The organism is Stenotrophomonas sp. T8 (genome assembly GCF_051853085.1).
GTDB classification, from domain to species: Bacteria; Pseudomonadota; Gammaproteobacteria; order Xanthomonadales; family Xanthomonadaceae; genus Stenotrophomonas; species Stenotrophomonas sepilia.
This window is the reverse complement of record NZ_CP195329.1, coordinates 171,820-192,956: the sequence shown is the minus strand read 5'-3', so window position 1 is coordinate 192,956 and position 21,137 is coordinate 171,820. Positions and strand designations below refer to the sequence as shown.

The following is a 21,137-nucleotide window of genomic DNA, read 5'->3' as shown; positions in this document are numbered from 1 at the left end:
CTGGATTGAATAGCGCTTCCTCGCTTGGACTCTCTGCGAACTGATGGGCCCCGCCGGGGCGGGCAGGGGCCTGGGCAAATGTCCCCCGGCGCCGGCCGTTGGCCGTCACCTCCTCCTTTACTTTGCCCAGGCCCTGCCCGCCCCGACGAGGTTCGGCTTGCGGCGGCCAAGGCACCGAGCAGGCTGCCTTCAACAAAGCGCCGATAGATTTCGAACGCAGGGCGGAGGCCCTTGCGTACGAAGTAAAGGGGGAGGTGACGGCCAACGGCCGGCGCCGGAGGACATTCGTACGCAAGGGTCTCCGCCCTGCGCCACGCAAAATGAACCCACCGCACGCGTGCCTTCGTTTCGATTCGCCGCGAATTGAACGGCCCCGCCGGGGCAGGCAGGGGTCTGGGCAAATGTCCCCCGGCGCCGGCCGTTGGCCGTCACCTCCTCCTTTACTTTGCCCAGGCCCCTGCCCGCCCCGACGAGGTTCGGCTTGCGGCGGCCAAGGCATCGAGCAGGCTGTCTCCAATAAAGCGCCGATAGATTTCGAACGCAGGGCGGAGACCCTTGCGTACGAAGTAAAGGGGGAGGTGACGGCCAACGGCCGGCGCCGGAGGACATTCGTACGCAAGGGCCTCCGCCCTGCGCCACGCAGAACGAATCCGCCACACGCCACGCAGAACACACCGCAAAGGAACCTCAGCGCCCGCGACCACCGTGCCAGTGCTGGTGCCACGCCTGGAACATCAGCACGTTCCACAGGTGCGTGTGCCACTTGCGCTCGCCGCGCAGGAACGCTTCCCAGATGCCGCGCACGCGCGCCGCATCGAAACAGCCCTGGTTGCGCAGCAGCTGCGGGTCCAGCAGCGCCTCCGCCCAATCGCGCAATGGACCGGCCAGCCAGCGCGCCATCGGCGGGCCAAAGCCGCGCTTGGGACGGTACACCAGCGGCTCGGGCAGGTAGCGTGCCAACAGGTGCTTCAGAATCAGTTTGTGTTCGCCATCGTGGTACTTCAGGTGCTGCGGCAGGCGCCAGGCCAGTCGCACCACCTCCATGTCCAGCAGCGGCGCACGGGTTTCAACGCCCGCCGCCATGCCCGCGCGGTCAACCTTGGCGAGAATGCCCTCGGCCAGGTCCATGCGGAAATCCAGCAGCTGGATGCGCGCTTCGGCCGGCAGCGCCGTGTCCTGCTGCTGGAAGATCGTCACCGGTTCACGCGCGCCCAGCACCACCTGCGCCGGCTGCCGCCAGCGGGTCACCCGCTGCAGGTAGTGGCCTTCCACATCGTTGGCAGCAACCTCGGCCACCAATGCACGCCAGCCACCCAAGCGACCACGCTCGGCGTTCATGCGGTTGCCGCTGCGCCGCGCCAGGTCGCGTACCCAGTCCGGCAAGCCACCGCACAGGCGCGCATTGCGCAGCGCGCGGCCATAGCTGGGGTGGCCGAAGAACAGTTCATCGCCACCGTCACCGGTCAGCGCCACCGGCTTGCGTGCCCCCAGCAGTTCACTGGCCAGCAGCGTCGGCAGCTGCGAGGCGTCGGCGAACGGTTCGCACCAGACCTGCGGCAGGCGCTGCAGCAGATCCAGGCCCTGGCGCGCGTCCATGCGGTGCAGGTGGTGCTGCACACCCAGATGGCGCGCGACCTGCGACGCCCAGTCGCTCTCGTCATGTCCCGGATCGTCGAAGCCGACCGTCCATGCTTCGATCGGCAGCGTGGATTGGGCCTGCATCATCGCCGTCACCAGCGAGGAGTCGGTGCCTCCGGACAGGAACGCGCCACAGGCCAGCGGCGAGTGCATGCGTGAAGCGATGGCTTTCTGAAGTACCGCCTCAAGCTGATCGGTGGCCTGTTCCAGGCTCGGCGCCGGTTGCACCGGCTCCTGCAGTGCACGCTGCATTGCTTCGCGTGCGCACCAGTAACGCGCGCCCCCCTGCGCGGCCTGGCTGGAGCAACCCGCGGCATGGTCGCTGAGATCGATGCGCAGCATCGCGCCCGCCACCAGCTTGTGGATGCCGCGGTAGATGGTGTGCGGCGCCGGCACATAGTCGTGGCGCAGCAGCAGGCTCAGCGCATCCTGGTCGATGCTCGGGGCGAACCCGGCGAAAGCCTGCAGCGCCTTCAACTCCGAGGCGAACAGGAACCGGCCCTGGCACCAGCCGTAATACAGCGGCCGCTCGCCCACCGGATCACGGGCCAGCCACAGCACGCGCGACTCGCGGTCCCAGACACTGAAACCGAACGCGCCCTCGATACGCGCCAGCGCCCGCTGCACGCCCCATTCGACGATCGCCTGCAGCAGCAGCCGTGCATCGCTGCAGCTGCGTGGCAGATCGCGCAACTGCGCCTGCAGGTCAGCGCGGTTGTACAGGCGGCCGTCCAGGCACAGCACGTAGCGACCGCAGTCCGAGCTCAGCGGCTGCAACGGCGTGTCGGCCGGCGCCCGGCAGTGGCCCAGCGCGAGGCCGGCCTCGGCGTCGGTCCAGTAACCGATGCGGCCACGCCCACGCTGCTGCAGCGCCCGCAGCATTGGCGCCAGCTGCTGCAGCAGCTGCTCGTCCTCGGCGGGCGGCAGCCAGGCCCCGACCACGCCGCTCATCGGGAGCCTCCGCACTGGCGGCGGCGGGACGGGTTCAGCAGGCAGGGGGCGGCGGGCGACATGGGGACGGCACGCGGAGCGGAGAAGACTCCATGCTCGGCCGCAGGCCCCGTCGCGTCAGTCGCTTTGCTGTCAGCGATCGTCACCCGCCGTATCACGAAGGTAACGTTTTGTAACAGCGGCAGGCTATGCTGAACGCCAAGTTGTTGTCGGGACTGAGACCCGGCCCCTGCGCCAGCAACCCCGGCTGAATGGCGCCCGCCCCCGGGACCCGGGCGGCCCGATGGCTGGGATAGCATCGCCGCGCTCGTGCCGTGGCGGTACGTTTGCGCCTACGGAGGCCTTGGAAATGCTGGATATCGTACTGGTCGAAGACGATGCCCGCCTGGGAACGATGGTCAGCGACTACCTGCAACGGCATGGCTACCAGGTGGCCCACGAGCGCAGCGGCGAGCGCGCAGTGGCCCGCATCCTGGCCGAGAAACCAGCCCTGGTGCTGCTCGATGTCGGCCTGCCCGACCAGGATGGTTTCGAAGTGTGTCGGCAGATCCGGCCCCTCTATGACGGCATCATCTGCGTGCTGACCGCCCGCACCGACAACATCGACCAGGTTCTGGGGCTGGAGCTGGGGGCCGACGACTACATCGGCAAACCGATCGAACCGCGGGTGCTGCTGGCGCGGCTGCGCGCCCACCTGCGCCGCCACCGCCGGGTCGAACCGCGTGACGGCAGCCTGCGCTTCGGCGAGCTGAACATCGACCCGTCCACCCGCAACGTGCACCTGCAGGGCAGCCTGCTGGAGTTGACCACGGCCGAGTTCGACCTGCTGTTCCTGCTGGCCAGCAACGCCGGCCAGATCCTGGACCGCGACGCGCTGCTGCGCGGCCTGCGTGGCATCGCCTTCGACGGCCTGGACCGTTCGATCGATGCCCGCATCTCGCGCCTGCGCCGCAAACTGGGCGACAACCCCGAGCAGCCGGAACGGATCAAGACCGTCCGTGGCCGCGGCTACCTGTTCAGCCGCTCGGCATGGGGATGAAGCGCACGCCCTCGGCGATGCGCGGCCACGCCTTCCACTTCCTGCGCTACGGCATCGGCTTCCTGGTTGCCCACCTGTTGCTGATCGTGCTGGGCCTGTGGGCCTGGGATGCCCTGCTGGAGGACCGCACCGAAGCCGGGCTGCAGGCCGAAATGCGTGGCACCCATGCCCTGCTGCAGCACCGCTTCGCCGAAACCCCGCGCGACCAGTGGCCGGTGCTGGCACGCGAACTCGACGCCGATTTCGCCTACGCGCTGCGCATGGTGCCGCTGGCTGAGGCAGTGAAGGCGTTGCCGGCCAGCCAACGTCCGCCGTTCAACAACGGCCGCGTGCAGATCGACCTGGAGCACATGCGCAGCCTGCAGCGCATCGGTGACAGCGACTACGCGGTGATGCTGGGGCCGCTGGATGAAGCGCTGCCGGACGAGGGCTGGCAGGACAGCGAAGTGTCCGGCGTGGCGATCCTGCTGCTGATCCTGATGGTGGCGGTGGCATTGCCGATGTACGTGATGGTCTATCGGTTGTGGCGCGACGTCTCGCAGCTGGCGCAGGCGGCCAGGCAGATGCGCGATGGCCAGTTGGACACGCGTGCGCCGCGTGCGGGCACCGCGCTGGTGCGGCCACTGGCCAATGCCTTCAACCACATGGCCGAGCAGCTGCAGCAGCTGCTGGAAAGCCAGCGTGTGCTGGCGCAGGCGGTGGCGCACGAAGTGCGCACGCCATTGGCGCGGATGCGTTTCGGCCTGGCCGACCTGGAGGACACCGCGCTTGATGATGGGCAGCGCGATGCACTGGGCGGATTGCGCACCGATGTGGATCGGCTGCAGCACCTGACCGATGCAGGCGTCGAGTACGCCGCACTGGGCCGCTGCCATCAGCTGACCCGCCAGCGCCTGCAGCTGGCGGCGCTGGTGCGCGGCGTGGTCGCCCAGTTCGCGCCGCTGCCGATGCCGGTGCAGCAGGCGCTGTCGCCGGTGGGCCTGGTCAACGTCAACCGGCACATGCTGGAGCTGGCACTGCGCAACCTGCTCGGCAATGCACTGCGTTACGCGCGCCGGCAGATCCGTATTGCCAGCACCGTCAATGACGGCTGGCTATGCCTGCAGGTGGAGGACGACGGCCCCGGCATCGCACCCGAACTACGCGGCCAGGTGCTGCAGCCCTATGTCCGGCTGGACCCGGGCAGTCCCGGCTTCGGCCTCGGCCTGGCGCTGGTGCAGGTGGTGGCCGACAAGCATGGCGGCCACGTCGAAGTGACCGATTCGGCGCTGGGCGGTGCCTGCATCCGCCTGCGCCTGCCGCTGGAAAACGGCGGCATCGTCGAATGCGAAGCGGCCTGCTAGGCCGCCGGTTCCGCACGCGGCAAGGCGAACACGAACAGCGCGCCACGCTCGCTGTCGCGCAGTTCGATGCGGCGGCCGTGCAGCTGCACGATGCGCTGCACGATCAACAGCCCCAATCCGCCGTTCTCGCCGCGCCGCGCGCCCAGCGCGGCCGGTGCCTGGAACAGCTGGGTGCGCAACGCCGGCGCGACCCCTGGGCCGTCATCGGCCACGCTGACCTCCACGCTGTCGGGAGTCGCACGCAGGCGCACTTCGATCTGTCCACCGTCGGGTGCATGGCGCAGCGCGTTGTCGAGCAGGTTGGTCAACACCCGTTCGACCAGGCCCAGGTCGGCGCGCACCAGCGGCAGGCCGGGGGGGAACGCTGCGTGCAGCTGCTGGCCGCGCGCCTGTGCCGCCAGTTCGAACTTCTGCAGCACGTCCTGCAGCAGCTCCGGCAGCGCGAACACCTCCCACTCCAACCGCACTTCGCCATGCTCCAGCCGCGCCAGCTCGAACAGCGCGCGCGCCAGCCGGCCGACCTTGGCGCTCTGCGCCAGCGCGATACCGAGATAGCGGCGGCGCTCGTCCGCTGTCAGCGTGGCGTCCTTCAACGCCAGCGTTTCCAGGTAGCCATGCAGCGACGACAGCGGCGTGCGCAGGTCGTGTGAGATGTTGGCGACCAGTTCGCGGCGCTGCAGGTCCTGCTGGCGCAGCTGCTGCCACTGCTCGCCCAGCCGCTGCGCCATCTGCGCGTGCGCGTGTTCGAGGATCCCCAGCTCGTCGCGCTCACCGGGGCGCAGCGGGTCCGGCGGTGGCAACGGCGTGGGTGCGTCGATGTCGAAGGCCTGGATGCGCCGGGTCAGCCGCCGCAGCGGACGGGTCACCCAGTAGAACGCCACCAGCCCGGCCAGCAGGCCGAGGCCACCGACCAGCACCACCGACCACAGCGTGGTGTTCCACTGGCTGCCGGCGGCAAGATCGTCGGCCAGCATCTGCCGGTGCTCGCCGACCAGCACCACGTACACGTAGCCCGCCGGCCGGCCCTGCACGATCAGAGGTGCCGCGCTGAACACCTTGCGGCCATTCGCGCTGCGCGGGTCATCGCCGAGGATCGGCAACGGCGCACCGGCCAGCAGGCGGCGCAGCGGCGCCACGTCCACCCGGTTTCGCACCAGGTGCCCACTGGGTGCATCGTGGCCGAGGATGCGACCCTGGTCATCCAGCAGGTAGACCTCGACGCTGGGGTTGACCGCCATCAACTGGCCGAACAACGCCCGCACCGCCGCATCACGCATGCCGCTGGTATCCATCAGCTCGCTGCGCTGGGCGATGTGCTCGGCCAGGCCCAACGACAACCGCTGTACCACCTCCTGCTCGTGGCGGGTATTGGCACGCATCTGCAGTGCAAGCAGCGCCATGCAGCACGTCAGCATCAGCGCAGCGGTCACCACTGCCAGCTTCTGCCACAGGTTCGGCTTGATCATGCCGCCGCTCCGGCCGGGTCGACCAGCTTGTAGCCACGGCCCCACACCGTCAGCAGCCGCCGCGGATTGGCCGGATCGGGCTCGATCTTGCTGCGCAGGCGGTTGATATGGGTGTTGACCGTATGCTCGTAGCCGTCGTGCTGGTAGCCCCAGACCTGGTTGAGCAGTTCCATGCGCGCGAACACCTGGTCCGGGTGACGGGCAAAGAACAACAGCAGGTCGAACTCGCGCGGGGTCAGCTCCAATGGATTGCCATCCACCGAGGCGGTGCGCGCGACCGGGTCCAGCTGCAGTCCCCCCAGCTCGATCGCGCCGGCATCGATGCGTGCGCTCTGCGCCATCGCCTCGGCGCGGCGCAGCAGCGCGCGCACGCGTGCCACCAGTTCCGGCATCGAGAAGGGTTTTGCCAGGTAATCGTCCGCGCCCAGTTCCAGGCCGACGATGCGCTGGGTTTCGCTGCCGCGCGCACTGATGATGATGATCGGCACATACCGCGCCATCGCGCGTGCGCGCTGGCACACCTGCAGCCCGTCCACGCCGGGCAGCATCACGTCCAGCACCAGCGCGTCCCAGGGACCTTCCTGCTCGAGCAGGCGCAGGCCGGCATCGCCGCTGGCAGCATGGGCGACGTCGTAGCCCTCATCGCCCAGGTGCATGCGCAGCAGGTCGGCGATGTGGGCATCGTCTTCAACAATCAGCACGCGTTTGGTCGACATCGTCAGCTCAAGGCCAGTGGGGAGGCGGGTTGCATTGTGGCGCGGGACGGCCGCCGATACCTCACGAAAAATTGAATCCTGCGTGAGGATTCGTTGACCCGGGCGGGCGCAGCATGGCCCCGTCACCCCCTTCCCGGAGTCCGCCATGTCCTTGTCCCGCCGCCATCTGCTGGGCCTGGGCGGTGTTGCCACCGCCGCCGGCCTGCTCGGCCTGGGGGCCTGCAGCCGCGCCGCCCCCGCCGCCGCCGAAGCGCGCCCGTCGCGACAGTTCGAGGTCATGCACAGCGATGCCGACTGGCGCCAGCGCCTGACCCCGGAGCAGTACGCGGTGCTGCGCCAGCAGGCCACCGAACGGCCGTGGAGCAGCCCGCTCAACAAGGAACACCGCCAGGGCACCTTCGCGTGTGCCGGCTGTGCGCTGCCGCTGTTTTCCTCGTCCACCAAGTTCGAGAGCGGCACCGGCTGGCCCAGCTTCTGGGCGCCGCTGCACAACGCCATCGGCGAAGACCGCGACGTCACCTTCGGGATGCTGCGGGTGGAGGTGCACTGCCGCCGCTGCGGTGGCCACCTCGGCCATGTGTTCAACGATGGCCCACGCCCGACCGGGCTGCGCTACTGCATGAACGGTGCAGCGATGGTGTTCGTTCCCGGCGCCACGGATGGCACTGCCGACGGCTGGCGGGTGCCGGTCGGTTCTTCCCCTGTTTCCGGAGCCTGACGATGCTGCTGTTGCTGCTTGCCTACCTGGGAGGCGCGCTGACCCTGCTCAGCCCCTGCATCCTGCCGGTGCTGCCGTTCGTGTTCGCGCGTGCCGACCGTCCGTTCCTGCGCAGCACGCTGCCATTGCTGCTGGGCATGGCACTCACCTTCACCGTGGTCGCCAGCCTGGCCGCGGTGGGCAGCCAATGGGTGGCACAGGCCAACCAGGTCGGGCGCTGGATCGCCCTGCTGCTGATGGCGCTGTTCGCGGTCGCCCTGCTGTGGCCACGAGTGGCCGACCATCTGCTGGCGCCGTTCCAGCGCGTGGGTGCCCGTCTGAGCGCGCGCGCCGATGCCGCGGATGCCGCTGGGCGCGGCGGCGCGTGGACCTCGCTGCTGATCGGCATCGCCACCGGCCTGCTGTGGGCGCCATGCGCCGGTCCGATCCTCGGCCTGGTGCTGACCGGTGCCGCCCTGCATGGTGCCAGCGTGGGTACCAGTGCCCTGCTGCTGGCGTATGCGCTGGGCGCGATCACCGCGCTGGCACTGGCGGTGTGGGTGGGCGGCCGGGTGTTCCGTGCGCTGCAGGCGCGGCTTGGCCTCGGCGATGTGCTGCGCAAGGTGCTGGGCGTGGCCGCCTTGCTGGCAGTGGTGGCGATCGGCCTGGGCTGGGATACCGGCCTGCTGACCCGCCTTTCCACGGTCAGCACCGCGCGTATCGAGCAGGGCCTGCTGGACGCGGTACCCGGCGCGCAGCCGGCGGCACCACCGATGATGATGATGGCCGGTGCCAACGCCGCTGGCGATGCACCGCTGCCGGTCGAGGGCACCCTGCCCGCGCTGGACGGGGCCACCGGCTGGCTCAACAGCCCACCGCTGGCGGCCCAGCAGCTGCGCGGCAAGGTGGTACTGGTCGACTTCTGGACCTACTCCTGTATCAACTGCCTGCGCGCGATGCCGTTCGTGCACGAATGGGAGCGCCGCTACCGCGACCACGGCCTGGTGGTGATCGGCGTGCACACGCCGGAATTCGCCTTCGAGCGTGACCCGCGCAACGTCATGAAGGCGGTGCAGCAGCTGAAGGTCGAGTACCCGGTGGCGCTGGACAACCAGTACACGATCTGGCGCGCGTTCAACAACCGCTACTGGCCGGCGCAGTACTTCGTCGATGCGCAGGGCAACATCCGCGGCCACCAGTTCGGCGAAGGCAACTACGCGCGTTCGGAACAGATGATCCGTCGCCTGCTGACCGAAGCCGGGCAGGCCAACCTGCCGCCGCCTGCCGATCCTGCTGCCGCCGACCTGAAAGGCGTGGCCGTGCAGGCCGACATGGGCAACCTGCGCTCGCCGGAAACCTATCTGGGCCACGCCCGCGCCGAGCAGTTCGCCTCGCCCGGCGGACAGCGCAGCAACAGCGCGTTCGACTACACGCTGCCGACCACCCTGGCGTTGAACCAGTGGGGACTGTCGGGGCGCTGGACCGTCACCGATGAAGCCGCACAGCTGCAGCAGGCCGGTGGCCGCATTGCCTTCCAGTTCCATGCGCGTGACCTGCACCTGGTGCTGGCGCCCAGCCGCGACGGCACGCCGGTGCGCTTCCGCGTCTGGCTGGATGGCAAGGCGCTGCCCGCTGCCGATGCCGGTAGTGATGTCGGCGCCGATGGCAGTGGCGTGGTCGACGAGCATCGCCTGTACCAGCTGGTACGCCAGCGCGGCACGGTCGGTCCGCATCGCTTCGAGATCGAATTCCTCGATGCGGGCGTGCAGGCCTATGCCTTCACCTTCGGTTGAACCGGGAGCACATGATGAAACTCTCCTTTGAACAGAGCATCGCCGCCGGTGTTGCCGGCCTGGTTGCCATGGCATTGATTGCCGGGGTGCTGCTGGTCGATCACGGCGCGGCTGCGGCGCCGGTCGAAGCCAGCGCGCAGATCCAGGCACTGCCGGCCCCCACCGGCGATGCGGCGTTCCGCGATGACGCCACCCACGCCAGCGTGGTGTTTGCCGGCGGTTGCTTCTGGGGCGTGCAGGGCGTGTTCCAGCACGTCAAGGGCGTGAGCAATGCGGTGTCCGGCTATATCGGTGGCAGTGCAGCCAATGCGCGCTATGAGCGCGTCAGCGGTGGCCAGACCGGCCATGCCGAAGCCGTAAAGATTGACTACGACCCGCGCCAGGTCAGCTATGGACAGCTGATGCAGGTGTTCTTCTCAGTCGCGCACGACCCGACCCAGCTCAACCGCCAGGGTCCGGACCACGGCAGCCAGTACCGTTCGGCGATCTTCACTGACGACGCCCGCCAGCAGGCGGCCAGCCGTGCCTACATCGCCCAGCTCGGCCAGGCCGGCAGCTACCGCGCGCCGATCGTCACCCAGCTGGTCAGCGGCCAGCGCTTCTACCCGGCCGAGAGCTACCACCAGAACTACATGACCAACTACCCGCAGGCCGCCTACATCCGCTACTACGACGCACCGAAGCTGGCGGCCCTGGCCAAGCAGTTTCCGGCGCTGTACCGGCGCGACGCGGTGCTGGTGCCGATGCGCTGACGGCATTTCCCCTGGGGCTGATCGGTGCTCGGCGCTGCGCTTCTGTAGAGCCGAGCCCACGCTCGGCTGCTGTTGGCGGAAAAGCAGCCGAGCGTGGGCTCGGCTCTACACACCAAAAAAAGACGCACGGCGGTCCCGCCGTGCGCTTGGAATGCGCCGGCCACGCCCCGATCAGGCCCGGCCGACGACGACATGCTAGGCTCGCCATCATCATGGGTACAGAACCAGATGGCGGCATGTTCGATGGATACAGATGACCAGGCCACGATGATCCCTCCACGCTACCAGCGGCTCTCCGACGAACTGGCCGAGGCCATCCACGGCGGCCGCCTTCCGGTCGGCAGCCGCCTGCCTTCGCTGCGGCAGATGGCGTCGCAGCGCAGGCTCAGCCTCAACACGGTGATCGCGGCATATCGCCAGCTGGAAGATGCCGGGCTGGTGATTCCGCGGCCGAAGGCGGGCTTCGAAGTCGCGCCGCGGCTGTCGGTGCCGGAGCGTTCGCTGCGCGACACCCCGTCCGCGCCCACCGCGCCGCTGCAGCAGGTGCTGATGGCCCGGGTACTGGAAGCGCAGCGCCGCCCGGGTGTGGTCGACCTGGCCTTCGCCGGCCCACGTGGTCGCCAGTTCTATCCCGGCGCGCAGCTGGCCCGGCATACCGCGCAGGTGCTGCGCCACGGCCAGCAGACGGTGGAGACCTATGCGAGACCCAACGGCTCCCCCCGGCTGCTGGCGCAGATCGTGCGCCGCAGTCCGCGCATGGGCCTGCACACCCACGCCGAGCGACTCCTGCTGACCCATGGTGCGATGGAGGCCCTGCAGCTGGCGTTGCGCGCGGTCACCCAGCCCGGTGACGCAGTGGGCATCGAGGCGCCGTCCTACTTCAACCTGTATCCGTTGCTGGCCAACCTCGGCCTGCAGGCAATCGAGTTGCCCACCCACCCGCAGCACGGGCTGGATGTGGATGCACTGGATGCGCTGCTGGAGCACACGCCGCTGGCCGCACTGGTGGTGATGCCGACCGTGCACAACCCGCTCGGCTGCTCCATGCCGACCGCCGCCAAACAACGCCTGGCCGAGCTGGTCAACGCACGGCAGCTGCCCCTGATCGAGGATGCGGTGTACGCCGAGCTGCAGTTCTGCGAGCCGCCGGCACCCTTGTTGAAAGCCTTCGATCGCGATGGCTGGGTGATGGTGGTCGGTGGCTTCTCAAAGACACTGGCGCCGGATTACCGCATCGGCTGGCTGGATGGCGGCCGCTTCGCAGAGCGCATCGCGCTGCTGAAGTTCCAGTCCACCGGTGGTGAGCCGCAGCTGCTCGGCGATGCGGTGGCCGCGTATCTGGAAGCAGGCAGCTACGAGCACCATCTGCATCGCATGCGCCGCCTGTACCGCGAACAGGTGGGACGGCTGCGCCAGCTGGTAGCCGAGCATTTCCCGGCAGGCACCCGCGCCACCGAACCACAGGGCGGATTCCTGCTGTGGCTGGAACTGGCGGGCGTGGACACGCGCGAGCTGTTCGAGCGAGCGTTGCAGGAGGACATCGTGTTCATGCCCGGCCAGGTCTATTCGCGTGGTGCGCGCTATCGCCACTGCCTGCGGCTGTCGTGCTGCCAGAGCCTGGATGCACGCTTCATCGGTGCGGTGGAACGGCTGGGTGCGATCGCGCGGGAGCTGGCGGCTGCAGCACGGTAGTGCCGGCCGCTGGCCGGCAACTGCACGGACGTGATTCATCGAGGTTGCCGGCCAGCGGCCGGCACTACCCCAGGTCGTCGAGCAGGTGCGCCGCCAGCACTTCACCACTGGCATCCGGCAGATGCGGCAGCCGTCCCCAGCACGGCATCGGCAGGCGCTGCTGCAGCGTGGCGATGTTCTCGTCCTGGCGCTGCATTGCCGGGTCGATGTGGTTGCCGATCCAGCCCAGGCAGTCCACGCCGCTGGCCTGCAGCGAATGCGCGGTCAACCGCGCGTGGTTGACGCAGCCCAGCCGCATGCCCACCACCAGCAGCACCGGCAGCTGCAGCGCACGCACCAGGTCGAGCTGGTCCAGCGTGGCCGAGACCGGCGCCAGCCAACCGCCCACGCCCTCCACCACGACGATATCGGCCTTCGCGCGCAGGCGTTCGAACGCGGCCACGATCGGCGCCAGCTCCACCTGCACGCCGTCCTCGGCAGCGGCAAGCTCCGGTGCCAGCGGCTGCCGCAGCGCGTAGGGATTCAGGTCGGCATAGTCCGGCGCCGGCCAGCTGGCCGCCTGCAGCGCCAGCGCGTCCTCGTTGCGCAGGCCCTGCCCCAGATCCTCGCTGCCGCTGGCCACCGGCTTCATGCCCACTGCACGCAGGCCACGCTGGCGCAGTGCATGCAGCAGCGCGGTGCTGGCCGCGGTCTTGCCGATTTCGGTATCGGTGCCGGTAACGAACAGGGCGGGCGGCAGCGTAGCGGGCAACGGCATCGATGGGCTCCAACAGGGCAACAGTGTGTGCATTATCGCCGGCCCGGTGCACTTGCTAGACTGCGGGCATGTTCGCCAATGCCTCGCTCACCGGCAGCAAGCCGGAACAATACGCCCAGCTGCTGGAACAGGCCCGTGGCCTGGTCTACGCCGAGTCCGACCGCATCGCCAACGCGGCCAACCTCTCCGCACTGGTCTATCACGCCCTGCCCGACCTGAACTGGGTGGGCTTCTACCTGTATGACGGCAAGGAACTGGTGGTCGGCCCGTTCCAGGGCCTGCCGGCCTGCGTGCGCATCCCGCTGGACAAGGGTGTGTGCGGTGCCGCCGCCAGCCAGCGCGTAACCCAGCGCGTGGACGACGTCGATGCCTTCCCCGGCCACATCGCCTGCGATTCGGCCTCGCGTTCGGAGCTGGTGGTGCCGCTGCTGCGCGGCGATGAACTGATCGGCGTATTCGATATCGACAGCCCGAAGGTCGGCCGCTTCGACGCCGACGATCAGGCCGGCCTGGAAGCCATCGCCCGCGTGTTCGTCGAGGCACTGGGATGAGCGCACCGAAGCTGCGCAACATCGGCCCGAAGAGTGCAGCCTGGCTGCGCCAGGTCGGGCTGCGCAGCCGCGAGGACCTGGTGGCGATCGGCGCAGTCGGCGCCTTCGTCAAGGTCAAGCGGGCCGGCTTCAAGCCCAGCCTGAACCTGCTGTACTCGCTGGAAGGCGCATTGCTGGACTGCCACTGGCAGGAGCTGAGCGAGCCGCAGCGTGAGGCGCTGGTGCAGGACTATGAGGCGCGCATCGCCGCGCATCCGCTGAAGGCGGCCGGCCCGGCGTCGGGCCCGGTGCACGAGCAGCGCTTCGATGCCGACGATGACGCCGAGGACAACGTGGCCGAGCGCGCGGACGAGGATTGAGCCGCGCCCTCCTGTAGAGCCGAGCCCACGCTCGGCTGGCCTTTCTGATCGAAGTGCAGCCGAGCATGGCTCGGCTCTACAAGAGCAGATCAGGGCTGCTGCAGTTCCAGCAGCTCGCCCACCAGCCCGATCTCGCCCCGCTCCAGCCACACCCGCAGGCGCGTGCCGTGGTCGATGCGCAGGGCCCAGCACAGCGACATCGGCAGGCCGCAGACCTGCGACAACACCATGCGCAGCGGGCCACCATGGCTGACCACCAGCGTCGGCACCGGATCATCATCATCGAGCAGGCGATCCAGCGCGCGCGCGATACGCCGCTCGAAATGACCCCAGCTCTCGCCGTTCGGCGGCGGGAACGCATGCGGATCGGCATGGAAGGCGGCCAGCGCATCTTCCGGCAGGTCGAACAGCGACTGCCCGTCCCAATCGCCGAAATCCAGTTCTTCCCATTCCTCGTCCGCTTCGACGTCCAGCCCGCGTGGGGTGGCCAGCGCCATCGCCGTGTGCAGGGCGCGCAACCGCGGTGAACTGATCACCCGCTCCCAGCGTTGCTCGGCATAGGCCTCGACCAGCTCCTGCGGCAGGCCGGCCAGCTGCGGTGGATCGCTGCGGCCATCAAGGAACTCATCGCGACCGTTGCCGGCATGGCGGACCAGGTCGAGGATCATGCGTGCGTCCCGGACGGGCGACGCAGGTACAACGGAGAACGGGCAGACATCGGTAACGGCACCACGGGATCGAGCAACCATTCTAAAGGCACAGCAAAGGCAGCCGCGCAGGCGCGACGCAACGGGACGGCCTGCGATGCCGTAGACTGCGCGCACTTCCAGGTGACCTGCGGCCGTGGCCGGCAGGTTGAAACGGGAAGCCGGTGACGCGTGATTCCACGCCAGGCCGGCGCTGCCCCCGCAACGGTAAGCACGTCAGTTCCAGGCAACACCGCCACTGTGCCGCAGGCATGGGAAGGCGCCTGGACGGTGGCCTCGCGCCACCCGGCGGCAAGCCCGGAGACCGGCCCGGAAGCCTCAGGTCGCGATGCGGTGGGCATGGCGCTGGATGACCGTGGCGTGCGCTGCGGCATCGGCGCGTGCCTGCCTTCGCGGCTCCTCCCCTTCGCCACGCGGGCGTGCGTGGCACCTGGAGTCCCCCCATGAAGCTGCAGTCCCGAATGCTGTCCCTGGCCGTACTGGCCGCCCTGCCCGCGCTGGCACAGGCCGCCGATGACACCACCGCGCTCGACCAGATCCTGGTCACCGCCACGCGCACCCCGATCGCCCTGCAGGACAGCATCGCGCCGGCCCAGGTGATCGACCGCGCGCAGATCGAATCCAGCCAGGCCACCTCGCTGCAGGAACTGCTGCGCGGCCGCGCCGGCATCAACCTGACCAATGCCGGTGGGCTCGGCAAGCAGAGCTCGCTGTTCCTGCGCGGCACCAACTCGGGCCACACCGTGGTGCTGGTCGACGGCGTGCGCATCAACAGTGCCGACCTCGGCCTGGCGATGTACCAGGACCTGCCGCTGGCGCAGATCGAGCGCGTGGAAATCGTGCGTGGCCCGCAGTCGAGCCTGTACGGCGCCGATGCCATTGGCGGCGTGATCCAGATCTTCACCCGCCGCAACCAGGGTGATTTCGCCCCGCACTTCCAGCTCGGTGGCGGCAGCAACGGCCTGCGCGAAGCCAGCGGCGGGATCGGTGGCGGGACCGAACGCGGCTGGTTCGGCGCCGACATCGCCTACCAGCATTCCGATGGCATCGATGCCTGCCGCGGCTCGGCAACGCTGTTCACCGGCTGCTTTGCCGACGAACATGACCGCGATGGCTACCGCAACCTGTCCAAGAGCCTGCGCGGTGGCTACACCTTCAACGACCAATGGAACGTGGAAGGCAGTGCATTGCGTGCCGACGGAAAGAACCATTACGACGGCTACTACAACTATTCGGAAACCCGCCAGCAGGTGCTGGCCGGCAAGGTGCGCTACACCCCGTCCGAACGCCTGGCGTTCACCGCCAATGTCGGGCGCAGTGACAACGAGTCGGACAACTTCGGTGACTTCGGTGCCCGTGGCAGCGCTCAGACCCACCGCGACAGTGCCTCGCTGCAGGGTGACTTCGCCTTGGCCGAAGGCCAGCTGCTGAGCACCGGCGTGGACTGGAGCGAAGACAACCTGGATGGCAGCAGTGCCGGATATCGGGTCGACAGCCGCCGCAACACCGGCGTGTTCGTGCAGTACCAGGGGCGCTTCGGCCGCCACCAGCTGCAGGCCAGCGCGCGCAACGACGACAACCAGCAGTTCGGCAACCACGCCACGGGCAGCCTCGGCTGGGCGATGGAGCTCGGCCACGGCCTGCGTGTCAATGCCAGTTACGGCACCGCGTTCAAGGCGCCGACCTTCAGCGACCTGTATGACCCGTGGAGCGGTGTGCCGACGTTGAACCCGGAGAAGTCCAAGAGCGCCAACCTGGGCGTTTCGCAGCAGGGACAGGGCTGGCACTGGGGCCTGGACGTCTATGAAACCCGCATCGATGATCTGATCACCTACGATGCGGCGACCTTCAGGATGCAGCAGGTGGAGAAGGCGCGCATCCGCGGTGCCGAACTGACCGGTGGCGTGCTGCTGGCCGGCTTCGACATCAACGCCCAGCTGAGCTACACCGACCCACGCAACCGCACCGGCGGCAGCACGCAGTTCGACAACTGGCTGCCGCGTCGTGCACAGCAGACCGCGCGCTTGGACATCGACCGGCGTTTCGGGGACTTCCGCGCAGGCCTGACGGTTCAGGGTGCGGGCAAGCGCTATGACGATGCCGCCAACGCGGTGAAGGTGGGGGGGTACGGCACGCTGGATCTGCGCGCCGAGTACGCGCTGACGCCGTCGTGGTCGCTGCTGGCGCGTGCCACAAACGTGTTCGACCGCAGGTATGAGACGGTGGCGTGGTTCAACCAGCCGGGCCGTGAGTACCAGTTGAGTGTGCGTTACCAGCCGAAATGAAAGAAGGCGCCGGGCATTGCCCGGCGCTTTCTCTGTAGAGCCGAGCCCATGCTCGGCTCAGGCAGCAAAGCAGCCGAGCATGGGCTCGGCTCTACACCGGGACGCCGGCGGTCAACCCCGGCAGTTCACGCAGGTCGTCGATCACCGCCACCGCATGCGCGCTGGCCAGGTCCAGGCCGCGCGGATAGCCGTAGCGCACCAGCGCGATCGGCATGCCCGCATCTTCGGCGGCGCGGTAGTCGGTCAACGAATCTCCCACCATCAGGCACGCCTGCACCGGCAGCCCGAAGTGCGTGGCGATGTGCCGCAGCGGTTCGCCGCTGGGCTTGCGCTGTGGCAGTGAATCGCCGCCCAGTACCAGCGCGAACGCATCACCGATGCCCAGGTGCTGCAGCAGCGGCGGCACCAGTGCTTCGGGCTTGTTGGTGCAGATCGCCAGTGGCACGTCGCGCGCGCGCAGCTGCGCCAGTGCCTCGGCCACGCCATCGAACAGGCGCGGGCTGCGCAGCAGGCATTCACGGTAGTGCACCATGAACACCGGCATGACCTCGGCCAGGTCGACCTCACGACCGGCGGCGTGCACGGCCTGTTCGACCAGGCGGCGCACTCCGTCGCCGATCCAGCCGAGCACGGTGGCTTCCGGCACGCGTGCCATGCCGATGGCTTCCAGCGTGCGGTTCAGCGCTTCGGCGATGTCAGATGCGCTGTCGACCAGCGTGCCATCGAGATCGAATACGACCAGCGGATAGGGATACGACAAGGGACGACGCCTGTACAACGTGGGGCCGCCCATTGTACGCCGCGTTCTTTTCCAGGATCCGCCTCATCCGATCCTGCGTGCGCGGGTGGCCAGAAAGGTGGGCAGGTAACGGTCGATCAGGAAGCGCGGCTTCGGCTGCCAGTCTTCCATGAACCGATCAATCACGAAGCCTGCATCCAGCTGCCCGCCGATCAGTTCGGTCAGGCTGTGGCCAAAGGTCAGCGCATCACCGCGGGCGAGTTTCGCCTCACGCTCTGCGGCGGGCAGGTCTTCCAGGTCCGAATAGGGAATGGCGTACTGCGGCCGGATCAAACCCTGTGCGTCCAGCTGCGGATCACGTGCACCGACGAACAGCACCGGGTTGTAGAAACTGGCCATCAACATGCCATCGCGCGCCAGCACGCGGCGGCATTCGGTCCACACCGGGCGCACGTCGGGCACGTACAGGTTGGAGATCGGATGGAACACCACGTCGAAACTGTCGTTGGCGAATACGTGCAGGTCGCGCATGTCGCCCTGCACCGTGCGCAGCTGCAGTCCATCACGCGCAGCGACCCGGCGGTCCTGTTCCAGCTGCCCGTCGGACAGGTCGAACACGGTGACGTCGGCGCCCGCAGCGGCCAGCACGGGGGCCTGCTGGCCACCACCCGAGGCCAGGCACAGGATGCGGCGGCCGCGCACGTCGCCCAGCCAGTCCAGTGGCAGCGCGCGTGGGGTCAGGTGCACCTGCCAGCGGCCTTCGCGCGCGGCGGCAATGGTTGAACTCTCCACCGGGCGCGACCATTCGCGCACTTCGCTGGCCTGGCGGTCCCAGGCAGCACGGTTGTGGTCGATCAAGGCCTGTCCATGGTTCATGTGTTCTCCTTGCCCGGTGGGCGCCAATCCAGATCCTGGAAGGCCGGGCTGGCGAAACACTCGGCCAGGTAATCCAGGAATCGCCGCATGATAGCGGGCTGCTGGCGCCGTGATGCGTACACGGCATGAATGCCGAGCTCGTCCAGACTGAATCCGGGCAGCAGTTCGATCAGCTCGCCGCTGCGCAGCAGTGGCGCCACCTGGTAGGTCGGCAGCATGGCGATCCCGGCACCGGCGCGTACCGCCTCCAGCAGCAGCGAGGCATCGTTGGCGCTGATGTTGCCGCCCACCGCCACCGACAGCGAACGGCCATCGCGGTGCAGCTGCCACAGGCTCTTGCCGACGTAGTGGTGGGTCAGGCAGTTGTGCGCGGCCAGGTGCTCCGGCGCGGTCGGCGTGCCACGCGCCTGCAGGTACGACGGCGTCGCGCACAGCACCGAGCGGCAGGTGGCCAGCCGCCGCGCGATCAGGCTGGGGTCGATCTGGCGCGCGATGCGCACGGCCAGGTCCACGCGCTCCTCGACCAGGTTCACCGTGCGGTCGACCAGCAGCAGCTCGATGCGCGCCGCCGGATGGCGTGCGACGAAACCGGCCACCGCCCGCGCCAGGTGGCTCTGCCCGAACGACACGCTGGCGGTCACCCGCAGCGTGCCGTGCGGCTCGGGATCATCACTGGCCAGCTCGCCCTGCAGTTCTTCGCCGATTGCCAGCATCTGCCGGAAGCGCGCCAGCGCCGCCTCGCCCGGGCCGGTCAGGCTGACCCGGCGTGTGGTCCGGTGCAGCAGGCGTGCGCCCAGCCAGCCCTCGACCTCGGCCAGGTAGCGGCTGACCATCGCCCGCGACATGTCCAGCACTTCTGCGGCGGCGGTGAGGCTGCCGCGCTCGGCCACCTCGACAAACACGGCCATGGCGGTCAATCGGTCCATATGCTCGATCCACGCAACAAACAAGCGCGTTATACGCTGTTTTTCGAGCGACTGCAGCGGCCTAGAGTGGCCCCATTCCCAGCCCACATCGCCCCACGGAGTCCTGCCATGAAGATCGCCCTCGTTGGTTCCACCGGCAACATCGGCCGCCAGATCGCCCGCCACGCGCTGGCCCACGGCCACGAACTCACCGTCATCGTGCGCAGCGCGCAGGACCTTCCGGCCGAACTGGCCGGTGCCCATCCGGTGATCGCCTCGTTGGATGACCAGGACGCGCTGGTCGCCGCCATCGCTGGCCACGACGTGCTGGCCAGCGCCTACGGCCCGCGTCCGGGCGATGACATCGGCCGCGTGGGCGAGATCGCCGCGCAGCTGGCGGCCGCCGCGCGCAAGGCCGGCGTACCGCGCCTGATGGTGGTGGGTGGCGCCGGCAGCCTGGAAGTCGCGCCGGGCGTGCAGCTGGTCGATACCCCCAACTTCCCGGAAGCCTACAAGCCGTACGCGCTGGCCCATCGTGAAGCCTTCAATCGCCTGCAGGCAGTGGACGACCTGGACTGGACCTTCTTCTCGCCGGCCGCCGAAATCGGCCCGGGCGAAGAGCGCGGCCAGTACCGTGTGCAGCCCAAGGCCTTCCTGGCCGACGCCAGCGGCCACAGCCGCATCAGTTATGCCGACTACGGCGCCGCGTTCGTCGCCGAGCTGGAAGCGCACCAGTACCCGAAGCAGATCATCACGGCCGCGTACTGATCGACGCGCGAGCCCTGTAGGGCCAAGCCCACGCTCGGCTCCCTATCCGACACAAGGAATTCCCCATGCGTACCGCTGCCCTGCTGCTTCCCCTCGCCCTGGCCGCCACGTTCACCAGTGCGCCGCTGCTGGCCGCACCGGCCACCGCGGCGCCGACCATCGCGACGAAATCACAACTGCACCTGCAGACCTTCCATCCCGGCCCGCAGGCGATGTTCTCGGTATCCTCGGTGCTGATCGAAGGCCGCCACGACGCGATCCTGGTCAACGCGCAGTTCGGCGCCAGCGACGCACGCAAGCTGGTCGAACGGATCCGCGCCAGTGGCAAGCAGCTGACCACGATCTACATCAGCCACGGCGATCCGGACTACTACTTCGGCCTGGCCACCCTGCAGGATGCCTTCCCGCAGGCACGCATCGTCGCCACTGCGCAGACCGTCGCCCACATCCAGCAGACCCAGGCCGGCAAGCTGGCCCACTGGGGACCGAAAATGGGCGCCGACGTGCCGGCACGCATCGTGGTGCCGCAGGTACTGGACGGCGATGCCCTGCAGCTGGAAGGCCAGCGCCTGCCACTGATCGGCCTGGATGGCCCGACCCCGGACCGCACGGTGCTGTGGGTACCGTCGCTGCGCGCGATCGTCGGCGGCATTCCGGTGGTGGCCGGTGAGCACGTGTGGATGGCCGACACGCAGACGACGAAGTCGCACACTGACTGGCTGCAGACCCTGCAGCGGTTGCAGGCACTGAAGCCGAAGGTGGTGGTGCCGGGGCATTACGCGCCGGGTGCCGCACTGGATGCCAGTGCGCTGCGCTTCACTGCGGACTACATCCGCGCGTTCGACGCCGAGGCGGCCAAGGCCAAGGACAGTGCGGCACTGGTGAAGGCGATGCAGGCGCGCTACCCGACGCTGGCCGGCGTGGCATCGCTGGAGCTGAGTGCGAAGGTGGCCAAGGGCGAGATGCAGTGGCCATGAGGTGGGGAGTTTTCTTTTGCAGGGCTGCGCCCTGCACCTGCAGAGGCAACAGCAACAGCAACAGCTGGCTATCGGTGGGAAGGCGAGGTGGGTCCGGTTGCGGGGGGCGCTGCAAGTACGTCCATG

The 21,137-nt window shown here is 68.7% G+C and carries 19 protein-coding genes and 1 riboswitch; of the genes, 11 read left to right on the top strand and 8 right to left on the bottom strand.

Annotated elements, in window-relative coordinates:
• Window positions 1–687: 687 nt before the first annotated feature.
• The gene (asnB, locus tag ACSDHM_RS00920; RefSeq protein WP_439426572.1) at window positions 688–2,589 is read right to left on the bottom strand and encodes an asparagine synthase (glutamine-hydrolyzing); all 1,902 of its coding nucleotides are present in this window, start codon (window positions 2,587–2,589) and stop codon (window positions 688–690) included.
• A 349-nt stretch (window positions 2,590–2,938) separates the two neighbouring features.
• On the opposite strand from asnB, the gene ACSDHM_RS00915 reads away from it, so the two are divergent.
• Both ACSDHM_RS00915 and ACSDHM_RS00910 read left to right on the top strand, forming a co-directional pair.
• Window positions 2,939–3,628, top strand: a complete 690-nt coding sequence (locus ACSDHM_RS00915) for a winged helix-turn-helix domain-containing protein (RefSeq protein ID WP_069139418.1) — start codon at window positions 2,939–2,941, stop codon at window positions 3,626–3,628.
• Window positions 3,625–4,971, top strand: coding sequence for an ATP-binding protein (locus tag ACSDHM_RS00910; protein ID WP_111008273.1), 1,347 nt, complete (start codon window positions 3,625–3,627; stop codon window positions 4,969–4,971). The genes ACSDHM_RS00915 and ACSDHM_RS00910 overlap by 4 nt, the downstream gene beginning before the upstream one ends.
• Here ACSDHM_RS00910 and ACSDHM_RS00905 read toward each other — a convergent pair.
• Both ACSDHM_RS00905 and ACSDHM_RS00900 read right to left on the bottom strand, forming a co-directional pair.
• Window positions 4,968–6,437 carry a sensor histidine kinase gene (locus tag ACSDHM_RS00905; RefSeq protein ID WP_439426571.1) on the bottom strand — a complete coding sequence of 490 codons (1,470 nt, stop codon included), beginning with the start codon at window positions 6,435–6,437 and terminating at the stop codon, window positions 4,968–4,970. The two genes, ACSDHM_RS00910 and ACSDHM_RS00905, sit on opposite strands and share 4 nt — an antisense overlap.
• The gene (locus ACSDHM_RS00900; protein ID WP_005415146.1) at window positions 6,434–7,153 is read right to left on the bottom strand and encodes a response regulator transcription factor; all 720 of its coding nucleotides are present in this window, start codon (window positions 7,151–7,153) and stop codon (window positions 6,434–6,436) included. The genes ACSDHM_RS00905 and ACSDHM_RS00900 overlap by 4 nt, the downstream gene beginning before the upstream one ends.
• 145 nt (window positions 7,154–7,298) lie before the next feature.
• On the opposite strand from ACSDHM_RS00900, the gene msrB reads away from it, so the two are divergent.
• From msrB to ACSDHM_RS00880, 4 genes are all read left to right on the top strand, one after another.
• Window positions 7,299–7,871, top strand: coding sequence for a peptide-methionine (R)-S-oxide reductase MsrB (msrB, locus tag ACSDHM_RS00895; protein ID WP_439426570.1), 573 nt, complete (start codon window positions 7,299–7,301; stop codon window positions 7,869–7,871).
• 2 nt (window positions 7,872–7,873) lie between these two features.
• Window positions 7,874–9,643 (top strand): cytochrome c biogenesis protein DipZ, encoded by a 1,770-nt coding sequence (locus ACSDHM_RS00890; RefSeq protein ID WP_111008271.1) that lies wholly within the window; start codon window positions 7,874–7,876, stop codon window positions 9,641–9,643.
• Window positions 9,644–9,657: 14 nt separating this feature from the next.
• Window positions 9,658–10,395: a peptide-methionine (S)-S-oxide reductase MsrA gene (gene msrA / locus ACSDHM_RS00885; RefSeq protein ID WP_111008275.1), complete on the top strand. Its 738-nt coding sequence runs from the start codon at window positions 9,658–9,660 to the stop codon at window positions 10,393–10,395.
• A gap of 243 nt (window positions 10,396–10,638) precedes the next feature.
• Window positions 10,639–12,087, top strand: coding sequence for a PLP-dependent aminotransferase family protein (locus ACSDHM_RS00880; RefSeq protein ID WP_439426569.1), 1,449 nt, complete (start codon window positions 10,639–10,641; stop codon window positions 12,085–12,087).
• Between the two features lie 64 nt (window positions 12,088–12,151).
• On the opposite strand, the gene bioD is transcribed toward ACSDHM_RS00880, so the two are convergent.
• Complete coding sequence (gene bioD / locus ACSDHM_RS00875; protein WP_088496577.1) at window positions 12,152–12,844, bottom strand: dethiobiotin synthase; 693 nt, start codon at window positions 12,842–12,844, stop codon at window positions 12,152–12,154.
• 68 nt (window positions 12,845–12,912) lie between these two features.
• Between bioD and ACSDHM_RS00870 the strand changes: the two genes are divergently transcribed.
• Both ACSDHM_RS00870 and ACSDHM_RS00865 read left to right on the top strand, forming a co-directional pair.
• Window positions 12,913–13,395, top strand: coding sequence for a GAF domain-containing protein (locus ACSDHM_RS00870; RefSeq protein ID WP_004140850.1), 483 nt, complete (start codon window positions 12,913–12,915; stop codon window positions 13,393–13,395).
• A complete protein-coding gene (locus ACSDHM_RS00865; RefSeq protein ID WP_053498035.1) occupies window positions 13,392–13,754 on the top strand; it encodes a TfoX/Sxy family protein in 363 nt (120 codons plus the stop codon). Before ACSDHM_RS00870 ends, ACSDHM_RS00865 begins: the two co-directional genes overlap by 4 nt.
• An 89-nt stretch (window positions 13,755–13,843) precedes the next feature.
• On the opposite strand, the gene ACSDHM_RS00860 is transcribed toward ACSDHM_RS00865, so the two are convergent.
• Window positions 13,844–14,422, bottom strand: coding sequence for a histidine phosphatase family protein (locus ACSDHM_RS00860; RefSeq protein ID WP_072167748.1), 579 nt, complete (start codon window positions 14,420–14,422; stop codon window positions 13,844–13,846).
• Window positions 14,423–14,565: 143 nt separating this feature from the next.
• Window positions 14,566–14,788: riboswitch (cobalamin riboswitch) on the top strand.
• Window positions 14,789–14,904: 116 nt separating this feature from the next.
• Between ACSDHM_RS00860 and btuB the strand changes: the two genes are divergently transcribed.
• Entirely contained in the window at window positions 14,905–16,746 is a 1,842-nt protein-coding gene (btuB, locus tag ACSDHM_RS00855) for a TonB-dependent vitamin B12 receptor (protein WP_088496579.1), read from the top strand.
• Window positions 16,747–16,837: 91 nt separating this feature from the next.
• Here btuB and gph read toward each other — a convergent pair whose 3' ends face one another.
• From gph to ACSDHM_RS00840, 3 genes are all read right to left on the bottom strand, one after another.
• The gene (gene gph, locus ACSDHM_RS00850) at window positions 16,838–17,506 is read right to left on the bottom strand and encodes a phosphoglycolate phosphatase (RefSeq protein WP_072167746.1); all 669 of its coding nucleotides are present in this window, start codon (window positions 17,504–17,506) and stop codon (window positions 16,838–16,840) included.
• Between the two features lie 63 nt (window positions 17,507–17,569).
• Window positions 17,570–18,361, bottom strand: coding sequence for a class I SAM-dependent methyltransferase (locus tag ACSDHM_RS00845; RefSeq protein WP_005415136.1), 792 nt, complete (start codon window positions 18,359–18,361; stop codon window positions 17,570–17,572).
• Complete coding sequence (locus tag ACSDHM_RS00840) at window positions 18,358–19,287, bottom strand: LysR family transcriptional regulator (RefSeq protein WP_072167744.1); 930 nt, start codon at window positions 19,285–19,287, stop codon at window positions 18,358–18,360. Before ACSDHM_RS00840 ends, ACSDHM_RS00845 begins: the two co-directional genes overlap by 4 nt.
• 108 nt (window positions 19,288–19,395) lie before the next feature.
• On the opposite strand from ACSDHM_RS00840, the gene ACSDHM_RS00835 reads away from it, so the two are divergent.
• Both ACSDHM_RS00835 and ACSDHM_RS00830 read left to right on the top strand, forming a co-directional pair.
• Complete coding sequence (locus tag ACSDHM_RS00835; RefSeq protein WP_072167743.1) at window positions 19,396–20,034, top strand: NAD(P)-dependent oxidoreductase; 639 nt, start codon at window positions 19,396–19,398, stop codon at window positions 20,032–20,034.
• 65 nt (window positions 20,035–20,099) lie between these two features.
• Window positions 20,100–21,011 carry an MBL fold metallo-hydrolase gene (locus tag ACSDHM_RS00830; protein WP_334271494.1) on the top strand — a complete coding sequence of 304 codons (912 nt, stop codon included), beginning with the start codon at window positions 20,100–20,102 and terminating at the stop codon, window positions 21,009–21,011.
• Window positions 21,012–21,137: the final 126 nt, after the last annotated feature.

Bases quoted from the DNA above. Each gene is read 5' to 3' on its own strand.
- asnB (WP_439426572.1), bottom strand. From the start codon at position 2,589: ATGAGCGGCGTGGTCGGGGCCTGGCTGCCGCCCGCCGAGGACGAGCAG.
- ACSDHM_RS00915 (WP_069139418.1), top strand. From the start codon at position 2,939: ATGCTGGATATCGTACTGGTCGAAGACGATGCCCGCCTGGGAACGATG.
- ACSDHM_RS00910 (WP_111008273.1), top strand. From the start codon at position 3,625: ATGAAGCGCACGCCCTCGGCGATGCGCGGCCACGCCTTCCACTTCCTG.
- ACSDHM_RS00905 (WP_439426571.1), bottom strand. From the start codon at position 6,437: ATGATCAAGCCGAACCTGTGGCAGAAGCTGGCAGTGGTGACCGCTGCG.
- ACSDHM_RS00900 (WP_005415146.1), bottom strand. From the start codon at position 7,153: ATGTCGACCAAACGCGTGCTGATTGTTGAAGACGATGCCCACATCGCC.
- msrB (WP_439426570.1), top strand. From the start codon at position 7,299: ATGTCCTTGTCCCGCCGCCATCTGCTGGGCCTGGGCGGTGTTGCCACC.
- ACSDHM_RS00890 (WP_111008271.1), top strand. From the start codon at position 7,874: ATGCTGCTGTTGCTGCTTGCCTACCTGGGAGGCGCGCTGACCCTGCTC.
- msrA (WP_111008275.1), top strand. From the start codon at position 9,658: ATGAAACTCTCCTTTGAACAGAGCATCGCCGCCGGTGTTGCCGGCCTG.
- ACSDHM_RS00880 (WP_439426569.1), top strand. From the start codon at position 10,639: ATGGATACAGATGACCAGGCCACGATGATCCCTCCACGCTACCAGCGG.
- bioD (WP_088496577.1), bottom strand. From the start codon at position 12,844: ATGCCGTTGCCCGCTACGCTGCCGCCCGCCCTGTTCGTTACCGGCACC.
- ACSDHM_RS00870 (WP_004140850.1), top strand. From the start codon at position 12,913: ATGTTCGCCAATGCCTCGCTCACCGGCAGCAAGCCGGAACAATACGCC.
- ACSDHM_RS00865 (WP_053498035.1), top strand. From the start codon at position 13,392: ATGAGCGCACCGAAGCTGCGCAACATCGGCCCGAAGAGTGCAGCCTGG.
- ACSDHM_RS00860 (WP_072167748.1), bottom strand. From the start codon at position 14,422: ATGATCCTCGACCTGGTCCGCCATGCCGGCAACGGTCGCGATGAGTTC.
- btuB (WP_088496579.1), top strand. From the start codon at position 14,905: ATGAAGCTGCAGTCCCGAATGCTGTCCCTGGCCGTACTGGCCGCCCTG.
- ACSDHM_RS00845 (WP_005415136.1), bottom strand. From the start codon at position 18,361: ATGAACCATGGACAGGCCTTGATCGACCACAACCGTGCTGCCTGGGAC.
- ACSDHM_RS00840 (WP_072167744.1), bottom strand. From the start codon at position 19,287: ATGGACCGATTGACCGCCATGGCCGTGTTTGTCGAGGTGGCCGAGCGC.
- ACSDHM_RS00835 (WP_072167743.1), top strand. From the start codon at position 19,396: ATGAAGATCGCCCTCGTTGGTTCCACCGGCAACATCGGCCGCCAGATC.
- ACSDHM_RS00830 (WP_334271494.1), top strand. From the start codon at position 20,100: ATGCGTACCGCTGCCCTGCTGCTTCCCCTCGCCCTGGCCGCCACGTTC.